10 protein-coding genes and 1 pseudogene are annotated in these 10,335 nt (G+C 38.1%); 4 read left to right on the forward strand and 7 right to left on the reverse strand.

Going from position 1 to position 10,335, the window contains the following annotated elements; all coding sequences use genetic code 11:
- Positions 1–66: 66 nt before the first annotated feature.
- Positions 67–648 carry a thioredoxin family protein gene (locus HWQ36_RS16975; RefSeq protein WP_292704868.1) on the forward strand — a complete coding sequence of 194 codons (582 nt, stop codon included), beginning with the start codon at positions 67–69 and terminating at the stop codon, positions 646–648.
- 105 nt (positions 649–753) lie between these two features.
- On the opposite strand, the gene HWQ36_RS16980 is transcribed toward HWQ36_RS16975, so the two are convergent.
- From HWQ36_RS16980 to modA, 4 genes are all read right to left on the reverse strand, one after another.
- On the reverse strand, positions 754–1,431 hold the full coding sequence (locus HWQ36_RS16980) for a PEP-CTERM sorting domain-containing protein (protein ID WP_292704869.1): 678 nt from the start codon (positions 1,429–1,431) through the stop codon (positions 754–756).
- Positions 1,432–1,673: 242 nt separating this feature from the next.
- Positions 1,674–2,351 (reverse strand): PEP-CTERM sorting domain-containing protein, encoded by a 678-nt coding sequence (locus tag HWQ36_RS16985; RefSeq protein ID WP_292704870.1) that lies wholly within the window; start codon positions 2,349–2,351, stop codon positions 1,674–1,676.
- Between the two features lie 328 nt (positions 2,352–2,679).
- Positions 2,680–3,306, reverse strand: a complete 627-nt coding sequence (locus HWQ36_RS16990; protein WP_292704871.1) for a DUF642 domain-containing protein — start codon at positions 3,304–3,306, stop codon at positions 2,680–2,682.
- 66 nt (positions 3,307–3,372) lie between these two features.
- On the reverse strand, positions 3,373–4,218 hold the full coding sequence (modA, locus tag HWQ36_RS16995) for a molybdate ABC transporter substrate-binding protein (RefSeq protein WP_292704872.1): 846 nt from the start codon (positions 4,216–4,218) through the stop codon (positions 3,373–3,375).
- 710 nt (positions 4,219–4,928) lie between these two features.
- Here modA and HWQ36_RS17000 point away from each other — a divergent pair.
- On the forward strand, positions 4,929–5,330 hold the full coding sequence (locus HWQ36_RS17000) for a fasciclin domain-containing protein (protein ID WP_114083007.1): 402 nt from the start codon (positions 4,929–4,931) through the stop codon (positions 5,328–5,330).
- 155 nt (positions 5,331–5,485) lie between these two features.
- Here the strand turns inward: HWQ36_RS17000 and sfsA are convergent, their stop codons facing one another.
- Complete coding sequence (gene sfsA / locus HWQ36_RS17005; RefSeq protein ID WP_012409084.1) at positions 5,486–6,211, reverse strand: DNA/RNA nuclease SfsA; 726 nt, start codon at positions 6,209–6,211, stop codon at positions 5,486–5,488.
- Positions 6,212–6,450: 239 nt separating this feature from the next.
- Here sfsA and HWQ36_RS17010 point away from each other — a divergent pair, with 239 nt between their 5' ends.
- The gene (locus HWQ36_RS17010; RefSeq protein WP_292704873.1) at positions 6,451–7,125 is read left to right on the forward strand and encodes a 2OG-Fe dioxygenase family protein; all 675 of its coding nucleotides are present in this window, start codon (positions 6,451–6,453) and stop codon (positions 7,123–7,125) included.
- On the opposite strand, the pseudogene HWQ36_RS17015 reads toward HWQ36_RS17010, so the two are convergent.
- Positions 7,122–7,346 (reverse strand): annotated as a pseudogene (locus tag HWQ36_RS17015) (DUF711 family protein); the annotation flags it as partial. The gene HWQ36_RS17010 and the pseudogene HWQ36_RS17015 sit on opposite strands and share 4 nt — an antisense overlap.
- Positions 7,347–7,623: 277 nt before the next feature.
- Here HWQ36_RS17015 and HWQ36_RS17020 point away from each other — a divergent pair.
- A complete protein-coding gene (locus HWQ36_RS17020) occupies positions 7,624–8,892 on the forward strand; it encodes a tetratricopeptide repeat protein (protein WP_292704874.1) in 1,269 nt (422 codons plus the stop codon).
- 112 nt (positions 8,893–9,004) lie between these two features.
- On the opposite strand, the gene HWQ36_RS17025 is transcribed toward HWQ36_RS17020, so the two are convergent.
- Complete coding sequence (locus HWQ36_RS17025) at positions 9,005–9,838, reverse strand: DUF4114 domain-containing protein (RefSeq protein WP_292704875.1); 834 nt, start codon at positions 9,836–9,838, stop codon at positions 9,005–9,007.
- Positions 9,839–10,335: the final 497 nt, after the last annotated feature.

Consider the following 10,335-nt stretch of genomic DNA (forward strand, 5'->3'; position numbering starts at 1 on the left):
AAAAACATCTCTGATGTTCTTTTAGCACAGAGTGTTACTATTTTGGAGATGTCTATTAGGTGAATTATGGCTTTAACTGCTTCAATGATGTTGCCACTAGGCACAAAAGCACCAGATTTTAATCTACCGGAAGTGGTATCTGGAAAGGCAACTTCACTTTCCACCTTTGCAGATAAAAAAGCGCTGTTGGTAATGTTTATTTGTCGGCATTGCCCATTTGTAAAGCACATCCAACAAGAATTAGTGCAGTTAGGAAAAGATTATTTTACAAGTGATTTAGCGATCGTTGCTATCAGTGCTAACGATGCAAAAAATTACCCAGATGATGCGCCAGAGTCATTACAAGCATTTGCCACAGAACAAGGGTTTAATTTTACTTTCTGCTACGACGAGAGCCAGGAGACGGCAAAGGCTTACACAGCAGCTTGCACACCTGACTTCTTTTTATTTGATGACCAACGGCAACTTGTATATCGGGGACAATTAGATGACAGCCGTCCCAGTAATGGTAAACCTGTAACAGGCGCAGATTTACGCGCAGCCATTGAAGCAGTACTGGCAGGCAAACCTGTTACAAGCGACCAAAAGCCGAGTGTTGGTTGCAATATTAAATGGAAACCCGGAAACCAACCCAGTTATTTTGGTTGAAAGCGACTATATCAGCCTATTCATACCCGATCGTGCAACACCCGATTAAGATTGTATAGCGATCGCTCTCTTATTTTCCGAGAGTGACAAAAAGAGGCTTTTTTTCTAACTAATTGCCTTCTTTTTCTTCAGCCATATTCCCAACAACCCAGCAGTAAATGCAATTCCTTCAATAGTCGATGGTTCCGGTACAGGTTTTACACTCACATTATCTAAGTATAAAAATGCGTATCTATCCACATTCCCAAACTTTAACTCTGTGGATGATGCGTCTGCCGTGAAATTGAACTTATATGGCGTGTAGGGTTGAAAAGAAATATTTTTTTGATCAAAAATCTTATTTCCACCTACAAATGTCTGAAATTGATTATCAAGATCGGGGGCCTCATCTGTAGATGCTAAATAGTAACTAAGTTCGTATTCCAGACCAGGTTGTGTAGAAAGTGTCTGCGATATGTAGCTGAGGTCTACAAACCCACCAAGTGATAAGCCTTGATTACCACTTTGAGGAAAATTGCTAATTCTAGTTCCTGATGTATTAATCGGATCGCCCAACTTAGTCCATCCTGTAATATTAGGATTTGTAATGGTGGAATCGTTAGGATCTACAAGAGGATCGATTTCAAATCCACCGTTAAAAACAATGTCTCTAGGATCTAAAACATAGTTTGGATCGTATTGTGCTTGCGCTACTGGAATATAAGTACCAGTAATAACAGCAGTGCTAGCTAAGGTTGTGGCAAAACCAAAAACAATAATTGAAAGTTTTTTAGTTAACTTCATGAAATTCAACTCCAAATAATTACAAATTCCGACAATTAAAACGAGTTGATAGTTTTATTTAATAGTGACTTTAAGTAATGTCAATAAAACTGAACACTTTTGAAAAAAGTGACCAGCCTTCTCCTTTAAAGACACAAGCGCGAACATCTGAAAAAGTCGCTCTTGTATTGTTTGCGCCTCGCATCTCCCCAAGGTAAGTGGATATAAAAAACAAGGCTGATCACTTTTTTCGCCCTAATTTACTAGCTAATTGCCTTCTTTTTCTTCAGCCAAATTCCTAGTAATCCTGCAACTGCTACTCCTCCAATAGCTGATGGCTCAGGCACAGCTTTTACACTCACATCATCCAATGACTTAGGCACAGATTTTACGCTCACATCATCCAAGTATAAAAATGCGTGTTTATCGACAGATCCAAACTTTAACTCTGTAGATAATGTGTCTGCCGTGAAATTGAATTTATATGGCGTGTATGGTTGAAAAGAAATATTTTTTTGATCGAAAATACTTTTTCCACCGACAAATGTCTGAAATTGATTATCAAGATCAGGAGCCTCATCTGTAGATGCTAAATAGTAACTAAGTTCGTATGTCTGACCAGGTTGTGTAGAAAGCGCCTGCGATATGTAGCTGAAATCTACAAACCCACCAAGTGATAAGCCTTGATTACCACTTTGAGGAAAATTGCTAATTCTAGGTGGATTTAACGGGTCATCACCAGATAAAGTCCATCCTGTAGTATTAGGATTTGTAAGGTTGGGATCTTTAGGATCTACAAGAGGGTCGAGTTCAAAGCTTCCGTTTCTAACAAGTTCTGCCGCTTGTGCTGCTGCATTATAAGTACTGGTAATCACAGCAGTGCTAATTAAGGTAGTACTAGCACTAAAAACAATAATTGAAAGTTTTTTAGTTAACTTCATGAAACTTGACTCCAAATTATTCCAATTTACGACAATCTTTAAAACCAGTTGATAGATACATTTATGCTGACTCTAATTAGTATCAATAAAACTAAACACTTTATCCCAGTTTAGAAGAGTTAGCTTTATTAAACTCTATGGATATGCGAGAGACGCGAAATTTCGCGTCTCTACAAGCCGAAAAAGCTCACTAACAAACCTTAACTAAACTGTATTGACTTATGGATGAGTTCGCACTTAATTCTAATTATGGTAGCATTTTCGACACTATAAAGTCAGACATCACTTGGGCTTTTAAGACAACAAAGATTAGCTTGTGATCTGTGGTTTATTCATCTCCATCATCTTCACTTGGATTTCCATAATTTTCACCTGCATTTTCAGGTGTAGCTTTGACACTCACATCATCCAAATATAGAAACGCATACTTTGCTTTGGAACCAAACTTTATCTCTGTGGTTGATGCTTTCGCTTTAAAATATAACGTATATTGCGTATATCCTTGAAAAGCAATATCCTTTTTAACGTCAACCTTCTTTCCACCTATAAAAACCTTAAATTTATTCTTTAGGTTGGGTGCTTCCTCTGTTGATGCTAAATAGTAAGTAAGTTGGTAGTTTTGACCACGAACTGTAGGAATAGTCTGTGCTAAATAACTAATATCTGAAAAATTACCAAGCGATAAACCCTGGTTCCCAGTGTTAGGAAAGTTGCTAATTCTGATAACTGATGTATCTATCAGTTCGCCAGACTTAATCCATCCTGTAATATTAGCATTTGTCAGGGTTGGATCGTTAGGATCTAGCAGAGGATCGGTTTCAAATCCCCCGTTGTTAATCAGTTCTTGTCCTTCCGCTTGTGCTGTTGACTTATAAGTATTGGTAATCACAGCAGTCTGAAGAAAGGCAGTGGTCAAAGTACAAACAATAATTGAGAGTTTTTTACTGAACTTCACAAGACATTACTCCAAATAGTTCAAAATTGACAACAATGAGTACTTAATTGATTTTCTTTGTAGTGATTAAGGTGCCTGAAATTTGTAATTTCTCAAGACAGTCTGGGCGCTAGAACCACTTAAGTAGGTAGAAAAACTCTGTGCCGTTGATAAAACTGTAGTTCTGGTGAGTATACCCAGTGGATAAACAATCGGATCGCTCTCTGACGGTTTGGCAGTTTCTACGACTTTTACTTTGCTAGAAATGGCAGCATCGGTTGTGTAAACAAAACCTGCGTCAATAGTTTTATTTACACCACTAACTAGAAGAGTTTTATTTTCAACAGCAGTTAATACGGCACGTACATTGGCAGCACGGTATAATTTAGGACTAACAGTATTGAAAATACCTCGGGTAGTGAGAACTTGTTTGGCATAATCTCCTGCTGGCACAACTGGAGGAGTACCTGTGTAGTCACCTATAGCAATGCCTGTAATGTTGGCGTTGGTCAAACCATTGATGCTAGTGAGAGCAGCACTACCAGCACTAATAGGAGGTGTTGTAGGTTTAATCAAAACTAGACTGTTTTTGGCAATGTTTTTACGGCTACCTGCTACCAATTTGCCTGAATTCTGCAAGACATCTATTTGGTCAGTGGCGGCAGAAATGAAAATATCTGCTGGTGCTCCTCCTTGTATTTGACTCAACAAGGTACCAGAAGCTCCAAACGTATAATTAACAGTGACAGTTGGGTTAGCACTTTGGTACTGAGTCTTAATGGTATTCAGTGCGTTTGTTAAGCTAATAGCCGCATACACGTTAAGTGTAGTTGCAGATTGTGCTGGTGAGAAATTGACAAACTGCCAGCCTATTACTAGCATCATGCTGGTAACAGCCGTAGCCATCCAAGCGATAAGTCTTCTTCTGTTCATAAAATTCATGGTTTGGGGAAAATAGTACCTAAAAGTCTCATTGTTGACATACCTGGCTTACGTACAGGCAACAGAAAATCAACTGCATAGAATGCAGAGGATATGGATAAATCTCATTTAGAGAGAGTTTTGGCGTAATTTCTACGCATGAGTAACCCTGGAAACAAACAGCTGATCGCAATTGCTAAAAGCATTAGCTATGATGAGCCGTTATTATTTCCAAGTAGAATTACACAAACAGCAAGTGAAATGTATTTAGTGATGAAATAATATCAGTTAAATACGCTTATTACCAATATTTTTGGTTAAGAATCCCTGACAAAAAGCTAAGGCAAGGGCAGCTAAACTTTAAAAAACCCCTGATTTACTTGTCCAGTATAGGTTTGTTGTAAAATTTTCGGATATTACTCAAGTACACTTTTACCAATAAAGTAGTTCACACTGTGATATCTGACTAACTTTATTGGTAAGTTAATTTCTGTATTGATACTAGTGAAAAGCGATGCCTGCGGCGGTAAACTACGCATCCAGGAGTGTTGGTAACTCATCCATCTAAATCGACTAAATATAATTCTCTATTTGTATAAAAATATATACAAACTCTCATGCTATCAATAAACAAATTGATTTGACATACGTCTAACGATAGATAGCTTTTATGGAAAAATAGTTTAGATTTGTAACAGGTTACACAGAACTAGGTAAAACACATGGCCAACATAATTGACACTGCCACTAACAATGGTTCTTTCAAGACACTAGTTGCAGCAATCCAAGCGGCTGGTCTGGTAGATACACTGAAAGGTGATGGCCCATTCACCGTCTTCGCACCCACTGATGAAGCATTTAACAAGCTTCCAGCAGGTACAGTAGATGCATTACTGAAAGATATTCCAAAGCTCAAGAAAATCTTGACCTATCATGTAGTCTCAGGTAAAGTACTGGCTGCTGATGTAGCTAAACTAAAGACAGCTAAAACAGTTGAAGGTTCAGATGTAAAAATTGACGCTTCTAATGGCGTTAAAATCAATGATGCAAAAGTTGCAACAGCAGATGTTGCTGCTGATAATGGTGTCATTCACGTAATTGACACAGTTTTAATTCCTGCATAAGTAAACTTCAGAATAGTGAATGCTATTTCTGGGGCAGCGACTACCCATAGTCGTTTCTTAATTAAAATCTGGTTGAATGTTTTTTAGTAAACACCAACTATCAACAAATCCATCTAGACAATATCTAGATGGATTTATTGTTTAATTAAGTATAATCAAATTTTTAGTTTTGCTAAACCCAAATAACGGATACCTTCGGGGGAAATATCAAAACGGCAAGGTAAGACTTCTAAACCAAGAGCGATCGCATCCCGTAATAATTTACCATAGACAGGATCTGTGCGATCGCCAGGGGAAAACTCTGTACAATCACCGCGATTAATAAAGTAAAGCATCACCGCACGAGTTAGAGGTAGCAACGCCATTAGTTCTCGCAAGTGCTTTTGTCCTCTTGTAGTTTCCGTGTCGGGAAATAAGGCTAATCTCCCCTCAGACAAAGTTGTATTTTTCACTTCTAAATAAATCGGGCGTTCCTCATCACTCCCCGTCAAGAAAAAATCCACTCGACTTTTTTTATCTAGCCCATAAACCACCTCGCCCTTGATTTGGCTATACTCGCCCAATTCTGGGAAAAGATATTTTGCCAAAGCTAGCTTTACCACCCGATTGGGCAAAAAAGTATTTATGCCTACCCAAGTCGGCTCATTGTCGTGTACCTGAATTAGTTCTAAAGTGTAAGCCAATTTGCGGTTAAGATTATCACTTTTGGAAAGTTGTACAGCACTTTGGGGAGTTGATACTCCAGTCATTGGCCCTGTGTTGGGACAGTGTGCTGTCACTATTTCGCCAGAAGTAAGTTGAACGTCAGCAAAAAACCGCTTGTAACGCTTAAGTAAAATACCCGGATACAAAGGTGGGTAACGGTAAAGCCAATCCATCATATAAAACCTTGTTGCTGCTAGTAAATATACGTCGATTCCTTACCCACCTAACTCTCAACAGCAAATCTTTTCAGCAGAAACTCCACCCTGCGATAGAAATCAAGCAACTTTATATATCATGGATTGTCAATTTTTGTAGTTAAATTGACAACATAGTAATAAAAAGTAGCATATACTAAGTATTATAAGCCTCCCATAAAAAATCCGGGAGAATTTCAATGTGCAAGGAGGTAAATCCTATGCAAAAAGTGTGGATAGCAACGGAATTAGAATATGCTTTTCTGTTTACTCTAAGAAAAGTAAATTCAATCAATCCAGAAGGTTTCAAGCCATTTTTCAGTAATATGCCTATTGATCCTTACATCAAAGGCAACTATCGTTCCAGAAGATTATCTCGGTTCACAGTTTCTGGAAATCAGTTAATCAAATTACCTCATGGCTACCTCTTTCAAAGTAAAGAGTATAATCCATTAGTGGGTGATATAAAAAGAGAGTTTGCAGAATTAGATGATGGACTCATAGAACTTGATATTTTTAGAAATCTAGTCTTAGCATTTAGTGATTCTTGTAAGCTTCATCCTGAAGCTGAAATTGGGATTCATCAAATTAGAACTATTTGTTCGTCAGATAATTTGGGTAATCCAGCGCCTGAAGGTATCCATCAAGATGGTACTGATTTTATTGGCATATTTTCAGTAGATAGAGATAATATTCAAGGTGGAGAAACACATCTATATACTGTCAAAAAAGAAAAGCCTGTATTTAGCAAAGTTCTAAATCCGGGAGAACTTTTATTAGTTAACGATCATGATTTTTTCCACTTCACCACTCCCATAAAACCACAGCATGACGCTCAAGGAAGTAGGGATGTTTTTGTACTGACTTCTCCTAGCTTGCTTTCAGAAGAATTCTAGTTAAGTGTAAATATTTTACAATCTACGAGATATGGGGAATTGAATGTAGTCAGTTCCCCAGCTTTTTTATTTGGAATTGGAAATAATCTAGCTGAGAGTGGTTTATCTAACTTGATGGCTAAAGTTGCCATATCAATTAATAATGCAATTTTTTCTATCGTTATATTACCCGGAATCGGAACTGTATCCAGTCCACAACCACAAACTGTTGAATATAATAATTCTGATTTTCATTGTTATAGCTTAGTATTGATAGAACTAATCAAAGTTTTAGCCGAGATTTGTACTAAATCTAACTCCAAAACCTGGATGTGTATAATATTAGATTAAGTGAATCACGATAATAAAATTTATGTAGTGTGTTCGTTTTAATTCGCTGCAAATCCGAAATGAAGCAAAGCCACGCTGAATACTTAGAATATTAAGAGTGAGTAGATAGGTTAGGCTACGAAGCAAGCTTGCTGGAATTCAACTAACTGAATTAACCAAACAAATGTTATGAATGACGAATTTTATAATAGAGGATTGGAAAAAGCTAGGCGAAAAGACTACGCCGGAGCAATTGAGGAATTTAGCCATGCTTTACAACTGACACCTTACCTTACCGAAGCTTATTTGCAAAGGGGTTTAGCATATTATGACTCAGGAGCAATCCTTAAGGCTGTTTCAGATTATACTGAAGCCCTGAAACTGAATTCTGAGAGTGTAGAGGCGTATTATTGTCGTGGATTGGCTAGGGTGGCGCTAAAAAATTTACCAGGGGCGCTGGAAGACGTTGAACGCGCTATTCGTCTCAATTTCAATTATGCTGCGGCTTATAATCTGCGAGGGATGGTGCGGCGCAAACAGGGTTATGTTCAAGATGCGATCGCTAACTTTAAAAAAGCAGCACAATTATATCTAGAACAACAGGATAAAGAAAACTGTCGTCTGTGTTTGGAACGAATTAAACAGCTACAACCACAGGAATTACCTATCATACAACAATCGCGTTCCTCAAATGCGCCAATTTTATCCACCAATGATTATTTCACCCAGTTATTAGAAAAAGCTGAAAAGGGAGATACCCAAGAGGCACTGGCCGATTTAAACTGGGTATTAAAAGCCGATTCACAAGATGCCCAAGCTTACTGCTGTCGTGGGGTTGTGCGTTGTAAAATGGGAAATTATCGAGAAGCGATCGCAGATTTTAATCAAGCATTGCGACTAAATTTTCAAGATGCCATTGTCTATCGCAACCGAGGTAAAGCCCGTTCTATATTGGGAGATCATCAAGGTGCGATCGCGGATCTTAACCAAGCAATCCAGATGCAACCACAAGATGCATTAGTTTATATTGCCAGAGGTAATGCTTATCGAAGTACAGGTAACTATCTCGGTGCTATTCAAGATTACACCCAAGCGCTGCAAATAAATCCTGATGATGCTCAAGCTTACTACAATCGTGGCATTGCCTATACTTGTTTAGAAGAAATGCAAAACGCCGTGGAAGATTATCAACGGGCGGCGAGTATTTTTTGTGAACAAGAAGACTGGGGAAATTATCAACAAGTTTTAAGTAACCTAGAAAAAATCCAGAAATTTAGTTCCCAGTCAAAAAAGCAAAAATCTAACCTGCTACATCAGCGACTTTTGCGAATGGTTGGGGGATATTGGGAAATTGCCGAAAGATTGATTCAGCAGAAGCAGGATTACCATCCTGGAATGTCAGACGAGTGGTATTTGCAAAAAGTGATTGATGATTTAGAACGCGATCGCGGTAGATAAAATATAAATGCCACTATATAAGCAAAACCACCCGTATATTTATACGGGTGGTTTTACGATCAATCAATTGTTATTTTCCAATGAAACTTCTATATTAAGAATATTTCCAAATTTAGTTAAAATTGCGAGTTTGACGGCGACGACGTAATCCAAATATACTAACTGCTCCCACGGCAAACATTGACAGAGTAACAGATGGTTCAGGAACACTAGCACCAATTAGCGCCTTAACATTTGCTTCGCCGATATCAAGAACGACGACAACATCATTAAAGTCACGATCGGAACCCTCGTTCCACTTACCAGTTGCGGAATCTACCCCGGAGGCGTGTAAACCTCCGTATAAATCCTCAAATGCTAGGAGAATGTAGTTGTTGTAAGCATAAGCAACTGCGTGCTGTAGTCCGTCAGCATTCGAGGCAGTTTTAGTACCAAAGATATTGGCAGAGTTGCCACGGTTAAAACCATCAGCTCTCAACCAAAAATCGAGTTGAGTACCTGCGGTAATATTACCAACTTTGACCCCATCACCCAATTTTAGTGCATCACCGCCCCCACCAAGAATACATCCAGATCCTTCACAAGAAATATCATTAAAAAGCAGTCCAGACTTGTTAGTAGTTCCTGTGGCATCGAAGGCTAACTGGTTTCTATAACCAGCGCCTTCATTGATAAAGTAAACAGAAACATCGTGGTCGTATTTTAGGTTTAATTTACTGGCATCTAATTTCAATTGTCCACTGTTTGGGAGGACAACACTTTCTGCTTGGACAAATTGTTGAAAAGGAGTGTCGTTAAAACCAGTTTGAGACTTACTATATACCGTTGTTTGAGTCCAGGAATTATTCCAATTAAAATCAGCAGCAGATGCAGTTTCTACTTTAGAACATAATCCGGTCAATGTAGCGGTAGCAGCAATCAAGGCAGTCAATAAAGTAGGTTTCATATTAGGAGTCATTAAGTAGGAAAAACGGTGTAGACAGGAGTTTATTTAAAAGTCTGTCTGGTGTAGTTTCCTATTTCTAACAAGCACCCTTTAGCAAAGTCAATGTTGTTTTATACTTTTATCCATATATTTAAATAGCTCTTTATTTAAAGTATTTTTACTGAAAAATGACATAGCCATAACCTAATACACTGTCACGATCATTTGGTTTTTAAACTTATGCACAATGAAATCCTTATGGGAAATTTATACTTTTTATTAAAATTAGATGCGTAATTTTTATATTTAAACACCAAAACCGCAACCTATATAGGTTGGGTTGAGGAACGTAGACACGTAGTGGCTTAAAGCAAGTATTACCCAACAAATACTTGGTAATGTTGGGTAATACTTCAGGGTTAGCGCGTCTCAAAGCCTATTGACAAGAGGACTTGCCTGATCAGCAATCTTTGTTGGAAACAAAGTGACACCATCCGAGGTAGGGTAAGATTTAATTC

The sequence above is a fragment of the Nostoc sp. NMS2 genome, from assembly GCF_017115105.1.
In the GTDB taxonomy this organism is placed as follows: domain Bacteria; phylum Cyanobacteriota; class Cyanobacteriia; order Cyanobacteriales; family Nostocaceae; genus Nostoc.

What these genes read in the sequence shown, in the direction of transcription:
- HWQ36_RS17010 (WP_292704873.1), top strand. Translation starts at nt 6,451, where the DNA reads ATGCAAAAAGTGTGGATAGCAACGGAATTAGAATATGCTTTTCTGTTT.
- HWQ36_RS16985 (WP_292704870.1), bottom strand. Translation starts at nt 2,351, where the DNA reads ATGAAGTTAACTAAAAAACTTTCAATTATTGTTTTTAGTGCTAGTACT.
- sfsA (WP_012409084.1), bottom strand. Translation starts at nt 6,211, where the DNA reads ATGATGGATTGGCTTTACCGTTACCCACCTTTGTATCCGGGTATTTTA.
- HWQ36_RS16980 (WP_292704869.1), bottom strand. Translation starts at nt 1,431, where the DNA reads ATGAAGTTAACTAAAAAACTTTCAATTATTGTTTTTGGTTTTGCCACA.
- HWQ36_RS16975 (WP_292704868.1), top strand. Translation starts at nt 67, where the DNA reads ATGGCTTTAACTGCTTCAATGATGTTGCCACTAGGCACAAAAGCACCA.
- HWQ36_RS17020 (WP_292704874.1), top strand. Translation starts at nt 7,624, where the DNA reads ATGAATGACGAATTTTATAATAGAGGATTGGAAAAAGCTAGGCGAAAA.
- modA (WP_292704872.1), bottom strand. Translation starts at nt 4,218, where the DNA reads ATGAACAGAAGAAGACTTATCGCTTGGATGGCTACGGCTGTTACCAGC.
- HWQ36_RS17025 (WP_292704875.1), bottom strand. Translation starts at nt 9,838, where the DNA reads ATGAAACCTACTTTATTGACTGCCTTGATTGCTGCTACCGCTACATTG.
- HWQ36_RS17000 (WP_114083007.1), top strand. Translation starts at nt 4,929, where the DNA reads ATGGCCAACATAATTGACACTGCCACTAACAATGGTTCTTTCAAGACA.